Origin of the sequence: Ruminococcus sp. Marseille-P6503, from assembly GCF_900604945.1 — a bacterium.
In the GTDB taxonomy this organism is placed as follows: domain Bacteria; phylum Bacillota; class Clostridia; order Oscillospirales; family Ruminococcaceae; genus FB2012.
This window is the reverse complement of the sequence record NZ_UWPB01000002.1, coordinates 168,106-190,374: the sequence shown is the minus strand read 5'-3', so window position 1 is coordinate 190,374 and position 22,269 is coordinate 168,106. Positions and strand designations below refer to the sequence as shown.

Here is a 22,269-nt window from a genome sequence, read left to right as displayed (position 1 = left end):
GTATTTTAAATTACTTGCAAAGGCACAAAAAGTACAGCTCCCCTTCGGTTATTGATCACGATAACGAAGCTTTAAGGATATATAAGATTTCAAATAATACGTTTTTATACCTTCAGCATACTGTAAACCGCCTCATAAATTTTCCTTGCAGCATAAGGCTTGTTCATTGTGTAGAGATGTATTCCGTCAACACCGTGTGCAATGAGGTCAACAATCTGATTGATTGCATAGGCAATTCCCGCGTCCCGCAATGCTTCGGGATTGTTTTCGTATTTGTCAATAATACGTCTGAACTTCTCCGGCAGCTGAACACCGCACATTTTCGTCATACGTTCAATCTGCTTTTTATTGGTTACCGGCATGATTCCCGCTTCTGTAGGCAGGTCGATACCTGCAAGAGCAGCGCGTTCCTGAAATCTGTAGAAAAAGTCATTGTCCAAAAACAGCTGTGTTACAAGCTGAGAAGCGCCTGCATCTGCTTTCCTTTTCAGGTTTTCAATGTCCTCAACAATGCATTTACTTTCAATATGTCCCTCCGGATAACAAGCCGCAATGATATTGAAATGGTACTTTTCACGAATAAAGCGTATCAGCTCATCGGCGTGTGTAAATCTTCCGTTCGGCGTAACTTCGGCAGTAATATCGCCTCTTAGTGCGAGTATGTTTTCAATTCCCTCAGCCTCAAGCTGATTGAGAATACCTACCGCGTCTTCCTCGGAAAGATTGATACAGGGCAGATGCGCTATGCTTTCAATTCCGTATTTATGCTTTATATCAGAGGCTATCCGTACCGTTTTGCTGCAATTGTTTCCTCCGCCCGCACCGTATGTAACGCTGATAAAATCAGGATTCAGACCGCTCAGACCGTCAAGCGTTTCATAGATGACTTTTTCATCGGCTGTTGGCTTGGGCGGAAAAATTTCAAAGGACAGGACAGTCTTTTTCCCAAACAGTTCAGAGGTTTTCATTGCGCACCTCCAAAGCGGCGTTTACAAGATTTTCAAGACTTGGGACGGTTTCCGCGTTGCCTCTTGTTTTCAGACCGCAGTCGGGGTTCACCCACAGCTTTTCGGCAGGAATTCTGTCAAGCATTTTTCTGATTGCTGTTTTGATTTCCTCCTTTGACGGAACACGGGGAGAATGAATATCATAAACACCCGGACCGACTTCCGTACGAAAATGATTCTTTTTCAGAGCATCAAGAATAGTCAAATCGCTGCGGCTTGCCTCAAATGTAATAACATCGGCCTCCATATTATAAATATCCTGAATAATATCGGCAAATTCGCTGTAGCACATATGCGTATGAATCTGCGTTTCAGGTTTTACGCCGCTGTGCACCAGACGGAACGCGGGGATAGCCCAATCAAGATAATCCTTTTTCCAGTCGGATTTTCTCAGCGGAAGCTTTTCACGCAGCGCCGCCTCGTCAACCTGAATAATGCTTATGCCGTTAGCTTCAAGGTCAAGGACTTCCTTACGAATCGCGAGAGCGATCTGATACGCGCTTTCTTTAAGAGAAATGTCCTCTCTCGGGAACGACCAGTTCAGAATTGTAACAGGTCCTGTAAGCATTCCTTTCATCGGCTTTTCCGTAAGGCTCTGCGCGTATACCGACCATTTTACAGTCATTGGCTTTGCTCTCGAAACGTCGCCCCATACAATCGGCGGTTTCACACAGCGAGTGCCGTAGGACTGCACCCATGCTTTTTCTGTGAATACATATCCGTCAAGGTATTCGCCGAAATATTCCACCATATCGTTTCTTTCAAACTCACCGTGAACGAGAACGTCAAGACCGAGTTTCTCCTGCAAGGCAACACATTCAGCAATTTGTTTCTTATTAAAATCCTCGTATTGTTCTGCGGAGATTTCTCCCTTTCTGAAAGCGGCTCTGTTTGCTCTGACTTCCGCTGTCTGAGGGAAAGAACCGATTGTTGTGGTCGGAAACAGGGGGAGCTTGAGTCTTGCTTTCTGAATTTTTTCACGTTCTGCAAATTCGGGAAGTCTTATAAAATCAGCGTCTGTCAGCTGAGCGGTTTCTTCCTGAACAGCCGGATTCACACCGCCCCTTCTTGGCGCGGAAAAAAGTTGTCTGTTACGGATATATTTTTCATTTTCAATTGGATTTTCAGAAGAGAAAATTTCTTTCAGCTCTGCAAGCTCTGTAAGCTTTTCCTCCGCAAACGCAAAATAGGAAAGAGTTTCACTACTGAGTTTTGTTTCATTCTTTGTTGTGTATGGAACATGAAGAAGTGAACAGGAAGTATTCAGCACGATTTCTCCACAGGATTTTTTCAATTCCGATAAAACACTCAGCGTATTACAGTAGTTGTTTCTCCAGATATTTTTACCGTTTACAAGACCTGCAAAGAGAATTTTATCTTGTGGAAAACCGTTTTCCTTAATCAGATTTAACGACTGTTTTCCCTCTATAAAATCAAGAGCGATACCGTCAAAATCAAGCTTGCAGATGTTTTGATAGCAGTCACGGACATCTCCGAAATAGGTTTGCAAAAGAAGTTTTACGCTGCCCTTTGATTTGAGAATTTCCGTATAAAGCTGTTTAAAAATATCAATATCATCAGCAGTCATATCCATAACAAGACATGGCTCGTCAATCTGAATCCACTCTGCACCAAGGCTATCAAATTTATTCAGAATTTCAGTATAAGCCTTTGCAGTATCCGAAACGAAGTCCGCGGCGGTCTTTTTTCCTGTATAACGAGCAAGCTTCAGGAATGTATAAGCGCCTATAATAACAGGCTTGGTTTTTACGCCTGCGGTCTGAGCTTCCTGATAAAGCGTGAACGGCTTATCGTCTGCAAGACGGATTTCTGTATTGTCGTCTATTTCCGTCACCATGTAGTGATAATTTGTATTGAACCACTTTTTCATTGCAAGCGCTTTAACATCGCCATTTTCGCCCTGATAGCCTCGTGCGGCAGCAAAATATGTATCAAGATGTGAAAGTCCGAGACTTGTATATCTTTTCGGAACAGCATTCAGCAGAAAAGCGGTATCGAGTATTCCGTCATAGAAAGAGAAATCATTGGACGGAATAAAATCCAGTCCGCTTTCTTTCTGAGCTTTAAGATTTTCCAAACGAAGCGCTTTTGCAGTTTTCTGCAATTTTGTTTCCGTAATCTCCTTACGGAAGTACTTTTCACTTGCGAATTTCAGTTCTCTCAGAGAACCTACTCTCGGATAGCCGACGATTGAAGTTTTCATATTTAAATGTCCTTTCAAAGCAGTTTTTGTACATTTTTATTTTACTGCGGAAAGGCGTGTTTGTAAAATACTTATTTATCTAAGCTTAGTATAGCTTTTAACTATATCAAGCTTAAATATGGTTTTTCAGAGCGTCCATATAAGCTGTGCCAAGGCGGCTGAGAGTCATATTTTTTCTTGTAACCGTACCTACTCTGATACATTCGTCAATGTCAAGCGGACGTGCAATAATGTTTTCTCCATTCAGCTCGTGGCTGATGATTCCGGTGCTTATAGTATAGCCGTCAAGTCCTACCGCAAGGTTGAAAAGGGTTGCCCTGTCACGAACCTTTATTGTCATTTCACGAGGAACGGAGCTTAAAATCTCCTCCGAAAAGTAGAATGAATTATAATCACCTTGTTCAAAGCAAAGATAGGGATAATCCGCCAAGTCCGATAATGTAACAATTTCCTTTTGTGCAAGAGGATGTCGATAGCTGATAAAAACGTGGGGAGTGGCTGTAAAAAGCTCTTCAAACGCAAGACCGTTTTCGGCTATGATTTTGCTGATGATATTCTCATTTTCTCTTGAAAGATAAAGTATGCCCACTTCACTTTTCAAACGGGAAACATCCTGTATGATTTCGTATGTCTGAGTTTCACGAAGCGTAAAATCATAGCTTTGACTTCCGAAGGTTTTTATAACGTCCACAAAGGCATTGACCGCAAAGGAATAATGCTGCGCTGAAACGGAAAAAATCTGCTTGCGCGACTTTCCGTCAATGTATTTTTCTTCAATCAGTCCTACCTGCTGCAATACCTGTCGGGCATAACCGAGAAATTCTTCTCCCTCGTTAGTCGCTATGATTCCGTTGTTTGTACGGTGAAAAATTGTGATGCGAAGTTCTTTTTCCAAATCTCTTATAGCATTCGTCAGGCTTGGCTGAGCGATAAACAGCGATTGTGCGGCCTCGCTCATAGTACCTTTTTCCGCCGCTGTTACGGCATATTTTAACTGCTGGATTGTCATTTTCAGTTCCTCGTATAATAAATTTAAGGGTAATTTAAAGAGAACCCCTATGAAACCTCTTGTTTATCACACAGAAATGTGAGATAATAAATCTGTACAGTCAGAGGGCGCTGTTCGCTTCCTTGAAGCAAGGCTTCCTTTGAAAGAGTAGCGCCTCTGCTTTACGGACAGATGCGAATGAGCTGGATAGCATTTAAGTGCTGAATATCTAACGAGGTTGTATTTCCGTAAAATACAGAGGATAACCTTTGCTGTAACAAAATTTTACGAGGTGTATCACAATGTTTTATTGCGGAATTGACATCGCTAAATACAAGCACGAGGCTTCCGTCATCGACATAAACGGCAAAACTCTGCTTGACAGCATCCCCTTCGCCAACGACAAGCAAGGCTGTGGGAAAATCCTTGCTGTTTTTGAAAAATTTGAAATTGCTCCTGACGATGTTATCATCGGAATGGAAGCAACTGGTCACTACTGGCTTTCCGTATATGCTTTTTTCCTTGAGCTTGGATATACTGTCAAGGTTATCAACCCTATTCAGTCCGAAGCTTTCAGAAAAATGTATATTCGTCAGACCAAGAACGACTCTAAGGATTCATATATCATCGCTCAGATTATGCGTTTCGGAGACTATTCAGCATCCTCGCTTTCTGAGGAAAATATCACTGCATTAAGACAGCTTTCACGCTATCGTCTTGCACTTGTGGACGCCTGCGGCGACTGCAAAAGACGTGTAATTGCATTGCTTGACCAAGTATTCCCCGAGTATGACAAGCTGTTTTCAGATACATTCGGAAGCTCATCAACCGAGTTGCTTCTGAACTGCCCAACACCTGAAGATATGCTTGCAATTTCCACAAGAAAGCTTACCAACATTTTGAACAAAGCAAGTCACGGTAAATTTGGCAAAGAGAAGGCTGAAGAACTCAAAGCTGCTGCTAAAAACACCTTTGGTATCGCCTTTGCAAAAGACGCTTTTTCTTTTCAGATCAAGCAGCTTATGCAGCAGGTTGTTTTCCTTGAAAATCAGCTTTCTGAGCTTGAAGAACAGATTTCAAATCTTCTTCACGAAACCAATCAATACATAACCACTATCACCGGTATCGGTGATGTTCTTGGTGCAATCATCGTCAGTGAGATCGGCGATATCAACCGCTTTGAACGTCCTAATCAGCTTGTTGCCTTTGCAGGACTTGACGTTACCGTTAAACAATCGGGAGAGTTTTCAGGAACTAAAAACAAAATCTCCAAGCGTGGTTCACCTTATCTGCGCAGAGCTATCTGGCTTGCCGCACAGCGTGCCGCTTTCTGCGACCCCGTTTTATCTGAATATTATCAATCTCTCAGAGCCAGAGGCAAGCACCATCTCACTGCTGTCGGAGGTGTTGCTCGCAAGCTTTGTAATATTATTTTTGTTATTCTCAAAGAGAACAGACCTTATTTGCCAACCCCTACGAAAAATCCTAAAAATTTATCTTGATTTTTTCATTTTGGGTATTGACTTTTTATAGCTGGTCTTTCAATTTAAATTATATTAATATTTTATATTATATTCAGCACAAAGTCAAGGGAAAAACTAAACGCTATCAAACATACTGGAATCCAGTATAACCAAAAAGAATTCTCTGGGCGGTTATAGTACTGATAAATCAGGTCAACATTTATACTGTACAAGTTACTTTAATTAAAAATAGGGCGTGTTAATATGAAAAAAGATATTAGTGTCTATATCAATTATAATAATTATTATACTAATACTAACTATTGGCTTCCTTTATCTTAAAGATGAGTTAATATCAACAAATTCAAAAGATATAGAATTCAGTGACAATGATTTTAATAGAGTGCTTGTACACGATTTTAAGAGTGGACACTCCGTAAAATCATCTTTAAAAATCACCAAGACGTCGGTTGCTGATTCGTCTGATTATAATATTGCGGTTACATTCAATAATTATCAAAATAGTGAAGCATACAAAATAAACAACCTTGAAATTAATATTAAGCCTAATGCCGATGTAACTCTGAAAAGTGCCTATCACGATGACGGTGTAAGCTCTAAAAATATGTTTGAATTTTCAAATAATACATTTACAGTAACTTCAAAGTCTGATTCTTTATATGTCAATTTAATAGTATCCAATTATTATAGTAATAGTATTAAATCTAAACTATGACATTATTGGTTGCGGTATTCACTCAATTAACAAATATAAACTTTCTCTGACTGTATGCGGAATGTATATATTTTGTAAGTAAACAGATGACCATCGATCAATACGATTGAACGTCTTAAAACACCTATAGATTTATCAAGTAAATCTCGTGTTATTGTTTTTTCTTTCCTGCATGCTTTAACGGTATTTATCAAGTTAGTATTATAATGTTTTTAATTGAGAATGTCAAGACAATTTTATAAGTAATAACTAACTTCTATATCAAACGCTTAAAAATGTTGTATACTTTTAGTGATTTTTACATACAGTTTTTCTCTCTTGTCTGTCAAATTAAATTGATTAGTCCGGCAATATCTCTGCTGTTATATGTGCTGTAATATTTAAGTAATCAGATAGTTATACGATACTTTCCCGATCTCTTCTGCATTTCAGACCAATTACGCATATGGTAGTCATCTTCGTATATCATAGTAATTCAGTACATCTTTTTTCAGCCTATAATAATCATCAACAACAGCTTTACTATTTGTAAAAATTTCATTGCTGCAGTAATCTGAAAACGAATTTGTTTCCATAACTTTCGTTTCTGTCTGAGACAAATCAAACCATGTATACTGATGTTTGTCCGCACAGATCATAGTATAATTGCCGAAATCAATTGACTGGGCAAAAATCAGATAAGTGTGCCCGGGCTTCATAACGTTCAAACCGCCAAAATCAAACATAAATTGCCGCCTGTTTTCCTCCGGCGTAACTTCTTTATTTAAAAATGCGCTATGATAAATTCTTTTGTTAAATTCTTCAGGCGTTTCAAAATAAAATCCGCCGGAACACAACATTTGCATAGTTTGACCGATCAATTCTTCATCGCCGTCAATAACATCGTCAATTACAATTTCCTGCTGAAAACTTTTATCATACAAATAATAACTGTCCTTTGCGGTCGCTATAATAATCTGTTTATCAAAAAAGAGATTTTTTGAATTTGAATACATACTATCAAAAAAATCAATATAATCTTCAACTGACTGATTTAAAACTGCGTCTTCTTCAGAAATAATATATGCGCCGGAATTTATTTTAACTACTTCCTCATAGTTTTTTTCTCCGATAAAACCTGCATCGCTTTGTTTGCTCGTTACTACTCCGCAAATACAGCAAGCAATCAAAATCATTGCTGCCTGAATTGAAATAAACAGCCTCAAAATAATTCCTCCTCAATAAAACACTTGCCCTCACAAATAAAATATTTCTCGTCGCAAAGCTGAGAAATATCCTCTTTATTGTGGCTTGCAATTACAATTATTGCATTGCGCTGTACTGCCTTTTCGCATAAATCGTATATTAGCTTAACCGCGTTTTCGTCTAAAGCGTTAGTTGGCTCGTCCAGAAGAATAACGTCGGGATTTTCCATAAACGCTTGGGCAAGAACTAGCTTCTGGCGCATACCCAAAGAATATTTTCTCACCTTGCGTTTGTCATCAGGATCAAGTCCAACAGCTTCCATTGTAGACTTTATTTGTTTATCGTCAATTATCTTACGAATATCTGCCAGCATTTTAAGATTTTTAAATCCGCTGAATTCAGGATACAGCCCGATATTTTCAATTACAAGACTTAGTCTGGGAATTAAGTCGATATCCTTATACAATTCTTTGCCATTATATAATATTCTCCCTTCAGACTGTTTCATCAGGCCTGCAATGCTTCTGATCAGCATGGTTTTTCCTGAACCATTTCTGCCGACCAAACCGTAAATTTTTCCTCCATGCAATTCAATGTTTATATTGTCGAGAATAATATTACCCTTTATTCTTTTTGTAAGTCCTTCAATTGTGATTTTGTTCATTCTTATATCTCCTTGTTACTTAATCCAATATCCATTTTTCTTACCGATATATATCCCAGTGATAAAAAAAGTATAATGCTTGTTATCTGAACAAAAAATCTTATTGTATCAAAACCGCCACCAAAAGCGCGTATGTATGACGAGAATGGATTGACAGACATCAGTACAGCATTACTAAATCGGGTAATATATCCTGCTCCCAAAAGACAAAAAATTATTCCTATTCCTGCCGAGTACCCAATGCCGCTTCCGAATAAAATAACTAAAGTATTTATTATTATCGCCCCAACTATACCAATTTGAGCAACAGATATACATATAGTAACCGCCGATACAATATTTTGAGTTGTTATTAGATTTGACGAAAAACCGAAGCTGATACAATATTTCGTAAGTGTGAAAATTACAGAATAAATTGCAGCGCAAACTGTTAAACTCAAGCAATGACTTATGTACCATTTAATACGGTTTTTTTGTCTGGTGAAAATGTAAACGCCGCCAATCATTAAATCATGGTAAAAATGAGTTCCGTAAAAAACAGAAAACAAAACAGGTACAATGCAGCCAACGCAAAAGCCCTGTAAAAATACTTCGTCCGCATTTTTTGAGCCAAGTATAGATTGCATAATGTTACAAAAAAATTGATTGGTATTTGTTACTTCAAAAATTTCAGCGGCAGAGAAAATAAGAACTATCGGAAAAGATAATAATGCAAAATATATTTTTTTCATTGGAAATACCTCAACATTTTATTCTTATCTAATCAAATTGATTCCGCTTGATCTTACAATATATAAGCGCAACGGAAACAGCCAGCATAAGCGCACAGAAAGCAACGACAATAAAATAATTTTTGCCCATCAATGAGTTGACTGTAAAGTAATTCATTATATTAAGGTTAACAAAATTATGATTATAAGACAAAACGGCTCCATTGCTTTGCTGAAGTCCAAGAAACACAATAATTTCCATAGGAAGAGCCGACAGTATAGCAAACCTTTCTATCCCAAGAGAAATTGAATAAGATAGAACGCCGCATAAACCAATAAATAAACTTAATGCAACTGCGAACAAGACTGTATACATAATAGGGTGTTCAAAAAATAATTTTGCAAAAGTAATCGTATATGGATAATTTGTTTGTTCAGATAGCAGCTTAGGAGAAATTTGTGTCAACGCAGAAAAATAAGTATTCCAGCCGTCATATTTTGTACTTTGAAAAAAAATATTGTTTAAAGTTATATTAGTTAGCAGCGGTAACAAAGTTACCGTAAAGCTACCTGCAAATGAACACAACGCTTGAGAGATATAATATTTACTTATACCAAATCGTGAAAAATACAAAGGCGAAGAATGTAAACTCCGATTGGAAGTATGTATCGTTGAAAACGGAAGAACTGCAATAACCGGCATAAAAATAATTATTAAAGGCAGCAGTTCGTTTGATTGGTTAAATATGTATGCAAAGGAACTATCAATTCCAGATGTTCGGTCAATATTATGATATTTCAAAACATTATAGACAGTAGACGCAACGCTTATAAACATCATTGCAGTAAATGCCACCTTAAAGTTAAATCTGTTTATCATCAATTTAAATTGCCAATTAAACGCTTGTGTCATTTTATTCCTCCATTTACGAAATATCAATTGCTCCGAGCACATAATGGGTACTCGGAGCAATCGTTTTATTAGGCATGGTCATAATTTCCGGAAATTTTTGCTTTAGAAGTTGTGTCCGTGCATTGAGCGTCAAGAAAATAGGTTTTTGAAGCTGAATTCAGAGGTGCAAAATAAAAAGTTCCAGTCGTTCCTTTTTTCGTCTCAGAATAACCCGCAGACCAAAGCTCATAATTGATTTTACCTTTTGTAATAAAGTAATCCGTAAATTTACAAGATGTTACCTTAAGCGTCATCGTTTGAATACTTACTTTCTTATTCATTAATGTTTTTGAACCTGTACCCGAAACTACAACATCACTAAAATTTGTAGCTTGACAAACACCTGCCGCAATGATCATCGTCATAACTGCCGTAGCGAAAATGGCCGATATTTTTTTCAACTTAGTCATATTAACTATCCTTTCTAATTAAAACGTAAATTATTTGCAACCTAAAGTTGATCTATAAAGTATTTAATAGATATTTATATCATATTAACGCAACACATTGGTTTTACCTCCTGTATTTAATATAAATATAATATCATAAGTTTTAATAAAATACAATATCTTTTGGCAAACTTTGTTATTTATAATCAAATCAAGTATATTATCTTTGTACAATATAAACAAACGCAAAACTGTTTTCTGTAAAATATATAAAAAATCTAGCCTGTTTTCAGATCGGATTTACTTTTGTTGCACATATTATTAAGAGGAGGAAATTCTGCACAAAATAGTATTGCAGCGCTTAAGAGGTTATCGCAAAGTTTGCAGCTTTACGAAATGCATCTAAGTTTATCTTGTGAAAATCAATAAACTGCAAGTTACTGTGCAAATGTTGTTTGGGAAAATTCTTTTGCGGTATCGCCGTTATATGCAAACAGCTTTATTTTTTATCTTCATTATGATAGGATCAAATCATCAAATAAAATTGATACTAAACTTGCGATAGATACCGTTAATGCGGCTGTTGCCGCAAGAGGCAAATCCATAGGTATAATATTCCACACGGACAAAGGGAGCCAATTCACATCCTCTGAATTTCGCAGACATCTGGACAATCTGAACATGATTCAGTCTTTTTCGGCAAAGGGGCATCCTTATGATAATGCTGTTATGGAATGCTTTTTCAAATACTTGAAAAAGGAAGAGGTTAATCGTAAGACTTATTCTTCTTTTGAGGATTTAAACCTCGCTGTTTTTCAATACATTAACGGTTTTTACAATTCGGTAAGACCTCATTCTCATAATAACGGAATGACTCCTATTCAAGCTGAATCCAATTTTTTCTGATTTTTCTTGTCCACTTTATTGACATTGGTTCAGAGTATGACGAATGGCGTTATACATATCCGAAGCTCGATACCACACAAACTTGGGCGAAAGTACCGTAGCAGGAATTCAGCGATGCAATGGTCGAAGAATTCAAGGATAAACTCAAAAATATGTAATTGGGCAAAACAAAAAGAGCTAACAGACACAGAAATCTGTTAGCTCTTTATTTATGAATAATTTTCAGATGTTGTCAAAATGTTGTCACGAGGACATTTTGCCTTTTAAAACCCCAGTATTTATGCGGGTTTGCGACGTTTTGACTACTATTCCCACTCGCTCCCCGTTATTTAATCCTAAACAGATTTGCTTATGGGATTTGGCTCGAATTATTTGCATTGCTTTCATTATTCAGATAGTAGAGGCTATCTGATTTTTTGTTGCCAAAACGTTGCCACGATGGGAGAAGAAATTAGTGCCAAGAAGTGTAGATAAGTTGTCTCTTGTCAAACGCTTCTTTACCACCTTCCATAATGTCAACAATATGCTGGTGCGTAGAACTCAAGTCAATGTTACCTTGAGCAACATCAATTTTGGTTTCCTGGAATTCAACAACCAACACTCTTTCGGAATCACCAAGAACAGGAATATTGGCATTGTGCGTGGCGAATATGAACTGCATATGCGGCTTTTTCTGTGCAATTGCCGTAATAACCTCGTCATAGATTACTTTGTTATCAAGATCATCTTCCGGTTGATCAATAAAGATGACATCATTATCGTCCTGTGTCAATATGAACAGTATAAGAGCCGAAGCTCGTTGACCAATAGAGTGTTGTCGCAACAATTTTCCGTGATAATAAATATCAACTTTGTTTTCAACTTGCCTACTCAACAAATCTTCGTATTGAGAGCAAAGTTTTTCTTCCAATTTTACATATTCGCCGGGTGTAACAATACTTTTTAACTTTGCCCCATCGAAAATAATCCAATCTTCTATGATGGCAGCGTAGTCGGTGAACGCCTCGCAAATAGCTTGATATTTATTCTCTGTGATTCCGGTTCCTTTGAAATCGGTTTTCATTTGAGATTTGAAACTTTCGCGATCTCCTTTGAATGTGATTTCAATTCGTAATTCCGTTTGATTTTGATTTATGCGTTCTGTTTCAGCCTTATAGGCATTATAAGTCGCTAACAGAGCATCATTACGCTCTCTTGTTGCCTTGGTGAAAGATGCTTCTATTTTGGCTTTGGAAGAAGCTTCTTCGCTTAATTGCTTTAGTTTTTCTTTGGTTTTTTGCAACTCAGCGGTCATCCTAACAAAACTATCAACATCCAGAGTGTCGTCTTTGATCTCCCTTTTAATTTCCGCAAATTCATCTGCCAAACTTTCAGTTCGTTCTTTCAGACGAGATATGATGTCTTCCATAACACTACGTTGCGTATCAATTTCTGTAATGCAAAAACCGATTTGTGTGAGCTGAGCGTCTATTAGCGACAATACTGCGGATACATCTTCAAATATGTCTTTATTAAAGTCACTACTATATCCCTCCAAAGCGTTTGATGCAACAGAGTTCTTTGAAAACGCATTACGAATATCACGCAAAATGGCGTCTATTCTAAGCTTTACCGCATCAAGTTTTGTGGTATCGGTAGCGTATCCACTTTGCTTTTTTAGTTTGTCCGCTACACCTTTTTCTTCAAAAATCGAGAGCTTATGCTCAAGTTCGGTTTGTAGGGCTGTAACTTCGGTCATTTGCTGCGGAATTTTGCTCACATCCAGCAAACGTTCTACTGTTCTGACCAATTCATTCACACAGCTATCCAAATTAGAGGGCTGACCAATTCTGCCACTAATCAATTTTTCCAACAGACCGTTTTCGTGATCCGCACTACTGGACAGATCTTTTTGACCGAAATATTGAACTCCATCGAACAAGCTAAGAGGATTTATGTTTAAGTCATTACCATTCTCATCAAGAACATTTATCCGTTCTCCAAATATTCGGCTGACAGAATATCGTTTGTCGTGTTTATCTACTACATTTAATGTTGCTTTTCCGCCGGAACCAAAAACATTTTTAACAAGAGATTCCTTATATTCTTTGTCCATTTGAGCTGTGAGCCCCAAAACATATCGGACAGCTTCTAAAACAGAGGATTTTCCGCTACCTCTTATGCCAATAAGTGTGTTCAGCTCACGGGAGAACGTTATTGTTTGTCCGTCGAATTTCCCACCTTGGAATGATATTGATTCTATAAATCCGTGCTTACTATCTGGGACATTTTCGCAAACTCTATCTTTGTAATCTTGTAAGGCAAATTTAATTGCAGCATATGAATATTCACCGATTTTCAAATATGTGCATTTATCTCCCTTGCCTATATCCATAATAGATTTTGGATCAGAACCCTCAACACAAGCAGGCAAATAACCGCAGCACCGCTCAAATTGAGCGAGATTATCACGTGTTCTTGATTTTTGCAAGCCAAGAACACGATTTCTAAAAGGAGCAAATCCTGCCAAAGATTCGAGCAATCCGCCTTTACATTCACTAAACAGACCGCTATTCTGATCTACGTGAGCGAATATTATAAAATAATCTCGTCCGTAAGCGTCTAATTGCTCAAATACATTTTTAAGATCATACACGCTTTTTGTATTGCGATTTTCAGGATTAGGGATAGTGGCGAATGCTGCAGTTAAAAAAGTTTGAATATGATTATTACCATCTTCAAACCATTCATCCGGATTAAACACAATTAGCGTGTGAATTCCGTTTGCTCCTTCTTTGACGGTTAATTCCACTCCTGGAAGGATAAATATATCTCGCTTTTTTGCAGCCTTACGGATAGCCTTATATTCTTCATAGTCAAACTTGTTATGGTTTGTAATTACGCCGACATTTATGTTGGATTCTTCCAGTGCAGAAACGTAGTCGTTTATAAAAGAGTTTTGTTCGCCAGAATAAACAAATTCTTTGTCTTTACACGTATGCAAATGAAAATCAGAACGAACATATTGCAAACCCGTCTCAAACATACTATCACCCCACTTCCTATAATTTTAGCACTTAATCAATTATTCGACTACCAAACAGCCGTCCTCAAATGTCGCTGGGTAAGTAAGCGGCATCATATAGTTTTTGAACACAACGATATACGCAAATACGGTTCCTTCTCCGAAACGATCATGCAACAACGTTTTTCCATCTGCACAGAAACTTACTTCGTCGGGCAAAGAGCGTAAATACGGCAACTCGACCGTTTTTGCAGGACATTCTGGGAAGCTCGCTTCAATAGCAACAACTTGTCCCTCGCCAAAGGTTACGTGCCGAACAATGGCACCAGCGGGTACGAGAGGAGCTTCATCTGTCTTTCGCACAACGATTCCGCTTACGATTTCAGCCGCCTTTTCGGAAACAGTAATATCAATATACTGCTTCCAAGCAGGAGCTTCCAGTATATCTCTCCTGGACTCACATTTCACGATCAAATCACGGAGTTTTTCGGGATTTGCCTTATTAGCTTCAAACATTGCTACAAAATACTTTTGGAACTGTGCCAAGGTCAGAGGTACAATATCAAGTCGCTGTTTCACGTCGCCTTTTGCGTACCAAACGCCGTGTCTGAAGGTCTCGGCGGTGTTAGTGTCAATACGAACCGCAATGAACATACCGTACACCGGCTTGTCATACTTCAAAACAGCATCCGATACGTGTCGTCTTACAGGTTCTCCTTCCATCGCTTCTTGACGAGAAGATGTAGACATTGTAACTTCCGTTAAAATGGTGAAGTCATTGAACTCGCAGTACAAATCTCCCTTGCCACCACCGGCAGCAGATACAGGCATAAAGTCGGAGTCCAGCTTGAAACCACGAACTTCATACGGCTTGTTTACCATATGATCAATCGCTAATGCAGCACGCCATAATGTCCATTCGAGATATGCAGGAGTTTCATCTTTAGGCACTTCAATGGCGTTATCCTCGTCATAAACCAGTTTTCCGCCGCCTTTGATCAGAAGCGTCATATAGTCTCGGATTTCTTCCCACTGATTGCACTGATCGCTGGCATATTGGATTTCGTCCGTCTGTGCAAGGATGTTTTCCAGCCTCTGTCTTGCAATATTGATCTCGGCAGGGGTGTTCAAAGGCAAATCGGAAATATCAAACAGAATATGACGTTCTTTCATCTGCTTGACCAGATCATCTAACAAAGACTTTGCTACATTTACATTATCGGTAGGCAGAGGAGCTCCATTACACAGCAACTTATACTGTTCCATAAGCGGCTCTGCACTTGCGGTAGCTTTTGCGAGTTTCTCTGCCAACACATGCTTGGTCGGGACAATAATGAGTCCTCTACCTTTACGCTGAAGCACGCCCGAAATGCGGAGGTAGCGCATATTCATATCGCTGTAATCTAAGAAATTGTCGGCTTTTTTATCGTAATTCTTGCCTCTTTCAGCGATTTCCTTTTTGTCAAAGGGACGTTTTGCAGGTGCCGCAGCTCTACGTTCTCTCAAATCGAGAATGTTATTAACCACGGTATTCAGATCATAGCTCGGATTGGTGGTATGTCCCCATAGAGCAAATTCAATTCTGCTGAGCTCGGAAGAGCCTGTTCTTTTCTCCAATTCAAGCATAATCGCCAAGAGCCATCTCAAAGGAGAAAAATACTGTTCGCCATCGGGCATCGGAAACTGTTCCACGCTCATTGCACGAAGGTAACATTCCTGCATCGCAGGGTATGTATCAGCTTTCAAGAACGATCTTCCAAAGGGCGTAATATCGTCAAGAACGCCCAGATCTTCTTGATTACCATCCTTCTTTTGTACCTGCGGATAGATTAAGCCGTTTTTAGCAAACATCAATCGCCATTTGCGAGCATGGCTACCGGAAGTATCCTTTCCTTCCTCGTTCTGAATAATGCCTTTTTCGTCAAGCAAATTCATAAAGCCGAGCTCATTTTCACGCCCGTGAAGGTGTCCGACAAACGCTGAGTTTGCGAACACAGAAAATCCTTCTTGAATACGGTTGGGGTTACGCAGACCGGTATTACCTACCAGCCATATTTTAATTTGTTCGCTCATAACGCAACCTCCAATCAATACCCAACAAACAGATACTCTTGAACGGAGTTCCGATGGGTCTTTGCTTCACTTTGATTTCCGAAAGAATATTTATAATCAATCGGGACAACTTCGACGTGTTCTTTATATTTCGCCATAATTGCAACCATTTCATCCTGTATAGGCTGGCTATTAGAAGAATAGGAGACTACCAAAATGCTGTGTGAAAACTTCTTGAAAAGTTTATCAAACGCATCTGCAGCACCTTTTCGGGTTGAAAATGGTGTGGGATAAGATTTGAATTTCTTGGTTTGCGTGTGTTCTTGGATTTCTACGCCTTTCCAATCACGGGCAAGCCCTTCAATAAAATGATATCTACGAACATACTCATTATCGGACAACGGAGAGTAATACGGAGGGTCGATATAAACCAAATCTGCATTTTCAACTCTCAAATCCATAGCATCGCCGTGTTTGGAGAGGTTTGTTTTGCCGTTATCGAACACCGCTTTGTTTACAGCTTCAACTGCTTCTAAGAACTGCTGCGACAAGGATTTTTTCAAATCCTGGCGACCATCGTCATACCGGTGTCCCGTATATGTGAAAATGCCACGAGGACGCTTTTTTGTGCAGGCTCTTATGAGGGCAGTCATAGCAATCGCTTGCTTATACTGATCTCGCATTGCCCAAATATTCGTGCGAAGCGTATCAATCAAATCATTTTCCTCGTCTGTGTAATACAGCCCCTTAAAGGTGTTGGCTACAAAATGATCAGATTCTTTATGTTCAACGAGGAGATTCTTTGCTTCATCAAGCGGTAAAACAACATTGTTGTTTTCTACCATTGCCTTGGTAAAGGTTGCGGACATAGCCATGTAGTCATTACTAATGACAGATTTTCCTTGTGCCTTTAGCATATATCCGACCACACCAGAACCGGAGAACAGATCAACGACAGTATTTACATTGAATTGAGAAACCACAGACCATATTTCTGAGAGCAGCTTACTCTTAGACCCCATAAAGCGAGTGGGGGGATAAGAAGAAACTTGAGCAGGCAACGGTTCGGGAACCAATTTCAGCAAAGTCTGCTGTTTAGGCGGAATAGCTACAATTACATCTTCGCCTTTTCGTGTATTTCCGTTGCAAGAAATATGGCGTTTTGTTTGGATTACGTCAATGGTGAACGGAGCATACAGTTCATGCACCAGCGGATGGTTGGAATTAGTCAGAATAACATGACATCCTCGTTCGTGGAGCTGCATAATCATCTTCGCAAGCTCTACGTGATCTTCTTCGTAAAACTGTTCCTTCGTATAGCGCTTAAAATCTGCATATTCAGAGATAGGCAGATACGGAGGATCAAGAAAAACAAAGTCTCCGGGTTGAGCGTAATGCTCCAACACAAGCAGATAATCACCACAGAGGATTTCTGCCTTTTTCAGTGCTTCAGATGCGGCGTATAATCCTTCTTCGTCGCAGATTTTCGGGTTTTTATATTTGCCGTAAGGCACATTAAACTTGCCTTGCTTATTTACACGATATAATCCATTAAAACAAGTATGATTAAGAAAAATTGTTCGAGCTGCCGCTTCAGCTTGGGGCAAGGAAGTCCATTCCTGTTCTCTAACAGCATAAAACACTTCTTCTGTATTAGCGTATTTTTTCAAACAGGAAACTACATCGTCAACGTGATCTGCAATCTGTCGATACATATTGATCAATTCTGGATTGCTGTCGGCAATGATGGCGTTCTCCGGCTGTAATGCAAAGAACATTGCACCGCCGCCAAAGAAGGGCTCAATGTAACGACCATAAGAGGAAGGTACTTTAGGCAAAAGATCATTTAACATTTGCGTCTTTCCGCCTGCCCATTTGAGAACAGGCTTTGCTTGAATTGCAACGTTTTTTCTAACGGCTTGTTCTGCCATTGTGCTTTCCTCCTTTCATTTTGATGATGTATCTGGTGTAAGCTCCATTATATCTCCGATATCGCATTGTAATGCGGTGCAGATTTTCACCAGAACATCGGTCGTAACATTTTCATTTTTACCAAGCTTCGCCATTGAAGCATGACTGATACCTGCAGCAACACACAGATCTTTCTTTTTCATATCTTTATCAATTAAGATTTTCCATAATTTTTTATAACTAACCGCCATATCATTCACTCCAATAGCAAGTTTATCCGCTTCACAAAAAACTGAATCCAATTCAGCAAACGCTGATTTTAAGGATAGTATAGCATACTTCACTTCTTTTTTCAATGGGGTGAATGTAAATAATCATCGAAAACTCAACAAATTTGCACGAAATGCCCGCAGAATCGGCTCCTGCGGGCTATTTCTCACTCAGTTTTCAAAGGGCTTATATTGCGTGACCGCTTTCAAATACTTCTCCGGATCGCCGTTCAGTATTAGATCGGCGTACTCCAACGGCGCATTGTAGATCAGCCAGTCCAGCTCTGACCTCTGATACATATTGTCGGCAACCTCGTTCTCTACGGCGATGGTGTCAATGGAGATCATTGTACCGTCCGACAACCGCAGCTCCACGCAGGCGGTGTCGATGTTGAATTCACAAGATAAAATTTTCACTGTTCGCTCCTCCTTAAATTTTTAATGTATTTCTTTGCCAGTTCACCGGCAGCCTTGCAGCGTTCCTCTGTGTAGGGCGCTGTCAGCTTGAAGCCGAAGCGCCCTTTCTTGACTTCAAAGGTTTTACAGCCCAGCTCGTCATCGTCGATGAGCTTACATTCGTGGGGATATGATTCGGCAAAGGTGGTCATTCTGTTTTTGAGATCGGTGTTGTAGGTGCTGACCTCAATCCAGGGGCTGTCCTCGTCAAAATAGATGGCGGTTGTCTTTTGCTTCTTGGTAAGACCTGTTTTCATAAATACCTCCGATTTTTGAGATTTTTTCACGGTTCTACACCCGTGAAAAGTGGTGGATTTTCCGATAGGATTGAGCCAAACGATGCGGACTTCATTCAGCTCGCTCCCATTCGGAAATTTTTGTTTTTTACGGCTCTACACGCTATCAGCGGGCATCGTCCCGATTGCGGGTTTTATTGCGATTTCCCTTGAAGAAATCCCATAAATTATTTCGTGAAATGACTTCCTCATAGGTGTGAAGCCTGCTGCGGAGACGGTCGTTTTCTTTCTCCAAATCTGCCGTGCGGAGCCTGCCACGGACAGATTTGTATTCTGCAAGCTCCTTGGTCGCCTCGGAGAGTTTGCTCGTCAAATCTGCGATGGTGCTTCGCAGTTCAGCTATCAGCTTGTGTGCGGCATCCAGGGCTTTTTGCAGTTTACTTTCTTTTTTCTCCTGCGTGACGTGCTTCTTTGCCGCTGTGACCACCATATCAAAATCGTCCTTGTCCACCGTGACCTTATTGCCGATCAGAGTGGGCTTTGCTTCGATTGCATCAATTCGCTTGATATCAAGTTTTTGACTTTTGATACGTTCCTTGGTTTTGTCAAGCTGCTTGGATTCCTCTTCCTGTGCTTCCTGCAAATCTTGGATTTCCGACTGGAGTGCCGTCCTCGTATCCTGCAACTCGGACAAACGCTCCTGCTCCTTCATCACCTTGAATTGCGTTACCGTCAGATGTTCCTCGGAGCTGCCACGCTCACCACGCTCCACATCGGTGTATCCGGCTTTTCTCATATATTCAAAGAAATCATCCTGCAGCACCGAATAGGATTGCTTGAGAACAACTTTGCCGGTTTTTGTTTTCAGCGGCTTGCCGTCCTCACCGATAACCGGCTCGGAAGTCCATTTCTTGCTCATGCTCACCTGCATGATTCGCTCCTTGACCGTTCCGACCAGGGCGGGGTCTTTACAGCGTTTTGACCATTTGATTTTCTTTTCGACCACCGGCACATAGACTACATGAAGATGGTAGTGATATACGTCCTGCCCCAAGGCATCAAACATTGCCCGGTTGCGTTCATCGGCGTGCATCACAGCCGATAGGATATACTGTTCGCCGCCTACGATTTCCACGGCGGCTTTGTAAGCATCGGCGTAAAACTGTTTTGCGTAATCGTAGCCGCCGTGATTGTAGAAGTATGCGGAGTTTACGTCGAAAACCAATTCACCGACTTTCTCGGCATCGGCTTTCAGACCACGGGTGGAGATCGTTCCGTCTGCCACCATTTGCTCAAATATTTCAGCGTAACCGGCAGTCGGTTTTTTGAAATGGACGTTCATCGAAGTTCGCTCCGGGACGATATCTTGATTGGAATAGGATTCGTTCTCTCGTTCATTATGACTTTGTGTTTTCCCAATGTCAGCATCGGGAAGCTTTGCGTTTCTTGCGCTTGTACGATGGATACCATCGCCTCTTGCCATAGGCATTTTCCTCCTGTGTTTTATTGGCGTTGTAGGGGTAACGATTTCGGAGAGACACTTTTGCGAAAGTGTAATAACCCACTATGATACTTTCATCCTACGGCTGCAAAGTACCGTGGGCTCTCCGAGGGGGTATGCGGCTTCTGCGGAAGCCTTACCGTCTTTTTCGGCTTGCAGGTAGTACCCAAACCTCAAAAAACGGTGTGGTCGGTATCTTGTTCGCATCGTGGTTTTGCTCACTTCATACCACCCACCGGCAGAGAGAATTTTGAAAATCCTCTCTGCCATCCATCTCAAAATCTGCGGATTTTTCGATGGGGACGGGGGATGCGTCGGGGCTGTGTCAGCCAATGCTTTGCCTTGTCTGCCATTCACAGGAGCGTGGCACGCTCCTGTCATAGCTCCCAAGGAGGAGTAGTCCAGCGATAGCTCTGCGGCACTCCACGGCGGTCAAGATATTCCTGCCTTGCCTGCTCCCGCTGTTCCTCGGTGGGGGCGGTTTTGTACTGCGAGTAAAGCTGACGGTTGAGCATCGCATCCAGCTTTTGCTTCAAGCCTTGTCTTATATCTTCATCGAAATCATCTTCGCCGTTCAGATGGTAAAGCACCAGATCGACGAAAAGCTCATAGGGTATCTGTACGGTTTTCATTCGCTTCCTTCCTTTCCGATAAGCTTCGAGCAAGGAGCTTATCGCCTATCCGCAACGATAGCGACGATTGCGACGGTTATATTGGTGGTATCAATTTCATCGTTGCGACCGTCGCAACCGTCGCACTTGGGTTATTCAGCAGCTTCCGTAATCGTGTAGGTCAGCGTGACCTTGCGCCCGGAGTGCTTGGCTTTGTTCTCATAGCTGATACCGTATTCGTCCATCAGCCTGCCGCATTTGACGTTGAGATATTTGGTTAAGGCGTTGGCTGCCATTCCTGTGTTGACCGCCTCGGCAAGTTCTGACGGCGAACCTGTCCACTCTCGCTGTTCTGCCGATACAAGCCTTGCCACAGCTTCCAGCACCGCATCGGGCGGCTCTTTATGAAGCTCTGTTTCCGTCTTGTCGAGATTCCATATCTGCGTTTCGGGGTCTTTGCTCAGATAGAGGATTTGGTCTTGCTGGTCACGCCCTACCACGTCGATGGTGGCTTCCAATGCAGTTCGCTTTTTCTTCTGCATCAGCAGAGAGCCGTCTGCACAGCCGAGTAATCCCGTTGTACCGGAGATCATTTCAAAGGTATCTCCTGCAGGCTGTTTGCGTGTGTGGTGGACGATGAGAACACAGATGCAATGCTTGTCGGCGAATTGCTTGAGTCTGCCGATAATCTCATAATCGCTGGCATAGCTGTAAGCCTCGCCGCCGACCTCACGGATTTTTTGCATTGTGTCAATAATAATGAGCTTGGTGTCTGGGTGTTCCCCGATAAAGAAGTCAAGCTGCTCATCGAGTCCGTTGCCGATTTTATTTGCCACCGTTGCGAAGTGGAGCCTGTCGCTGTCCTCTACGCCATACATCATAAACATACGGCTTTGGATTCGCTGATAATCGTCCTCCAGGGCAAGATAGAGAACGGTGCCGGGATGCACGTCGTATTCCCACAGCTTTTCTCCTGTGCTGACGTGGTAGGCGATTTGTGCCACC

Annotated in this window: 18 protein-coding genes and 1 pseudogene; 2 read left to right on the top strand and 17 right to left on the bottom strand. The window is 40.7% G+C overall.

Annotation, left to right across the window (positions count from 1 at the left end; translation table 11 throughout):
• Positions 1-104 precede the first annotated feature (104 nt).
• The 3 genes from metF to EIH25_RS06930 all read right to left on the bottom strand — a co-directional run bounded on the left by metF (position 105) and on the right by EIH25_RS06930 (position 4,240).
• Positions 105-968, bottom strand: a complete 864-nt coding sequence (gene metF, locus EIH25_RS06940) for a methylenetetrahydrofolate reductase [NAD(P)H] (protein ID WP_124100055.1) — start codon at positions 966-968, stop codon at positions 105-107.
• Positions 955-3,231 (bottom strand): 5-methyltetrahydropteroyltriglutamate--homocysteine S-methyltransferase, encoded by a 2,277-nt coding sequence (metE, locus tag EIH25_RS06935; protein WP_124100053.1) that lies wholly within the window; start codon positions 3,229-3,231, stop codon positions 955-957. The genes metF and metE overlap by 14 nt, the downstream gene beginning before the upstream one ends.
• A 112-nt stretch (positions 3,232-3,343) precedes the next feature.
• Positions 3,344-4,240: a LysR family transcriptional regulator gene (locus tag EIH25_RS06930; RefSeq protein WP_124100051.1), complete on the bottom strand. Its 897-nt coding sequence runs from the start codon at positions 4,238-4,240 to the stop codon at positions 3,344-3,346.
• 281 nt (positions 4,241-4,521) lie between these two features.
• On the opposite strand from EIH25_RS06930, the gene EIH25_RS06925 reads away from it, so the two are divergent.
• A complete protein-coding gene (locus EIH25_RS06925) occupies positions 4,522-5,721 on the top strand; it encodes an IS110 family transposase (RefSeq protein ID WP_124100049.1) in 1,200 nt (399 codons plus the stop codon).
• A gap of 1,149 nt (positions 5,722-6,870) precedes the next feature.
• Here the strand turns inward: EIH25_RS06925 and EIH25_RS06920 are convergent.
• The 5 genes from EIH25_RS06920 to EIH25_RS06900 form a co-directional block, all read right to left on the bottom strand.
• Entirely contained in the window at positions 6,871-7,623 is a 753-nt protein-coding gene (locus EIH25_RS06920; protein ID WP_124100047.1) for a hypothetical protein, read from the bottom strand.
• Positions 7,620-8,267: an ABC transporter ATP-binding protein gene (locus tag EIH25_RS06915; protein WP_124100045.1), complete on the bottom strand. Its 648-nt coding sequence runs from the start codon at positions 8,265-8,267 to the stop codon at positions 7,620-7,622. Before EIH25_RS06915 ends, EIH25_RS06920 begins: the two co-directional genes overlap by 4 nt.
• 2 nt (positions 8,268-8,269) lie before the next feature.
• Positions 8,270-8,998: a hypothetical protein gene (locus tag EIH25_RS06910; RefSeq protein WP_124100043.1), complete on the bottom strand. Its 729-nt coding sequence runs from the start codon at positions 8,996-8,998 to the stop codon at positions 8,270-8,272.
• Between the two features lie 28 nt (positions 8,999-9,026).
• A complete protein-coding gene (locus EIH25_RS06905) occupies positions 9,027-9,890 on the bottom strand; it encodes a hypothetical protein (protein WP_124100041.1) in 864 nt (287 codons plus the stop codon).
• A 68-nt stretch (positions 9,891-9,958) separates the two neighbouring features.
• Complete coding sequence (locus tag EIH25_RS06900) at positions 9,959-10,339, bottom strand: hypothetical protein (protein WP_124100038.1); 381 nt, start codon at positions 10,337-10,339, stop codon at positions 9,959-9,961.
• A 917-nt stretch (positions 10,340-11,256) separates the two neighbouring features.
• Here EIH25_RS06900 and EIH25_RS12595 point away from each other — a divergent pair.
• Positions 11,257-11,325, top strand: a pseudogene (locus EIH25_RS12595) (transcriptional regulator); the annotation flags it as partial.
• 350 nt (positions 11,326-11,675) lie between these two features.
• Here EIH25_RS12595 and EIH25_RS06890 read toward each other — a convergent pair.
• From EIH25_RS06890 to EIH25_RS06850, 9 genes are all read right to left on the bottom strand, one after another.
• Positions 11,676-14,249, bottom strand: coding sequence for a TrlF family AAA-like ATPase (locus tag EIH25_RS06890; RefSeq protein ID WP_124100036.1), 2,574 nt, complete (start codon positions 14,247-14,249; stop codon positions 11,676-11,678).
• A 39-nt stretch (positions 14,250-14,288) separates the two neighbouring features.
• Positions 14,289-16,301, bottom strand: coding sequence for an AlwI family type II restriction endonuclease (locus EIH25_RS06885; protein WP_124100034.1), 2,013 nt, complete (start codon positions 16,299-16,301; stop codon positions 14,289-14,291).
• A 14-nt stretch (positions 16,302-16,315) separates the two neighbouring features.
• Positions 16,316-18,211: a Dam family site-specific DNA-(adenine-N6)-methyltransferase gene (locus EIH25_RS06880; protein ID WP_124100032.1), complete on the bottom strand. Its 1,896-nt coding sequence runs from the start codon at positions 18,209-18,211 to the stop codon at positions 16,316-16,318.
• Between the two features lie 15 nt (positions 18,212-18,226).
• Positions 18,227-18,442 (bottom strand): helix-turn-helix transcriptional regulator, encoded by a 216-nt coding sequence (locus EIH25_RS06875; protein WP_124101287.1) that lies wholly within the window; start codon positions 18,440-18,442, stop codon positions 18,227-18,229.
• Between the two features lie 189 nt (positions 18,443-18,631).
• On the bottom strand, positions 18,632-18,877 hold the full coding sequence (locus tag EIH25_RS06870) for a DUF6061 family protein (RefSeq protein ID WP_124100030.1): 246 nt from the start codon (positions 18,875-18,877) through the stop codon (positions 18,632-18,634).
• The gene (locus tag EIH25_RS06865; RefSeq protein WP_124100028.1) at positions 18,874-19,173 is read right to left on the bottom strand and encodes a hypothetical protein; all 300 of its coding nucleotides are present in this window, start codon (positions 19,171-19,173) and stop codon (positions 18,874-18,876) included. The genes EIH25_RS06870 and EIH25_RS06865 overlap by 4 nt, the downstream gene beginning before the upstream one ends.
• Before the next feature lie 145 nt (positions 19,174-19,318).
• Entirely contained in the window at positions 19,319-20,635 is a 1,317-nt protein-coding gene (locus EIH25_RS06860) for a plasmid recombination protein (RefSeq protein ID WP_124100026.1), read from the bottom strand.
• Positions 20,636-21,030: 395 nt separating this feature from the next.
• A complete protein-coding gene (locus EIH25_RS06855) occupies positions 21,031-21,285 on the bottom strand; it encodes a complexin-2 (protein ID WP_124100024.1) in 255 nt (84 codons plus the stop codon).
• Positions 21,286-21,416: 131 nt separating this feature from the next.
• Positions 21,417-22,268: an AAA family ATPase gene (locus EIH25_RS06850; RefSeq protein WP_347561950.1), complete on the bottom strand. Its 852-nt coding sequence runs from the start codon at positions 22,266-22,268 to the stop codon at positions 21,417-21,419.
• Position 22,269 lies beyond the last annotated feature (1 nt).

Coding starts and splice junctions, on each gene's coding strand:
- metF (WP_124100055.1), bottom strand. CDS start 968: ATGAAAACCTCTGAACTGTTTGGGAAAAAGACTGTCCTGTCCTTTGAA.
- metE (WP_124100053.1), bottom strand. CDS start 3,231: ATGAAAACTTCAATCGTCGGCTATCCGAGAGTAGGTTCTCTGAGAGAA.
- EIH25_RS06930 (WP_124100051.1), bottom strand. CDS start 4,240: ATGACAATCCAGCAGTTAAAATATGCCGTAACAGCGGCGGAAAAAGGT.
- EIH25_RS06925 (WP_124100049.1), top strand. CDS start 4,522: ATGTTTTATTGCGGAATTGACATCGCTAAATACAAGCACGAGGCTTCC.
- EIH25_RS06915 (WP_124100045.1), bottom strand. CDS start 8,267: ATGAACAAAATCACAATTGAAGGACTTACAAAAAGAATAAAGGGTAAT.
- EIH25_RS06910 (WP_124100043.1), bottom strand. CDS start 8,998: ATGAAAAAAATATATTTTGCATTATTATCTTTTCCGATAGTTCTTATT.
- EIH25_RS06905 (WP_124100041.1), bottom strand. CDS start 9,890: ATGACACAAGCGTTTAATTGGCAATTTAAATTGATGATAAACAGATTT.
- EIH25_RS06900 (WP_124100038.1), bottom strand. CDS start 10,339: ATGACTAAGTTGAAAAAAATATCGGCCATTTTCGCTACGGCAGTTATG.
- EIH25_RS06890 (WP_124100036.1), bottom strand. CDS start 14,249: ATGTTTGAGACGGGTTTGCAATATGTTCGTTCTGATTTTCATTTGCAT.
- EIH25_RS06885 (WP_124100034.1), bottom strand. CDS start 16,301: ATGAGCGAACAAATTAAAATATGGCTGGTAGGTAATACCGGTCTGCGT.
- EIH25_RS06880 (WP_124100032.1), bottom strand. CDS start 18,211: ATGGCAGAACAAGCCGTTAGAAAAAACGTTGCAATTCAAGCAAAGCCT.
- EIH25_RS06875 (WP_124101287.1), bottom strand. CDS start 18,442: ATGGCGGTTAGTTATAAAAAATTATGGAAAATCTTAATTGATAAAGAT.
- EIH25_RS06865 (WP_124100028.1), bottom strand. CDS start 19,173: ATGAAAACAGGTCTTACCAAGAAGCAAAAGACAACCGCCATCTATTTT.
- EIH25_RS06860 (WP_124100026.1), bottom strand. CDS start 20,635: ATGGCAAGAGGCGATGGTATCCATCGTACAAGCGCAAGAAACGCAAAG.
- EIH25_RS06855 (WP_124100024.1), bottom strand. CDS start 21,285: ATGAAAACCGTACAGATACCCTATGAGCTTTTCGTCGATCTGGTGCTT.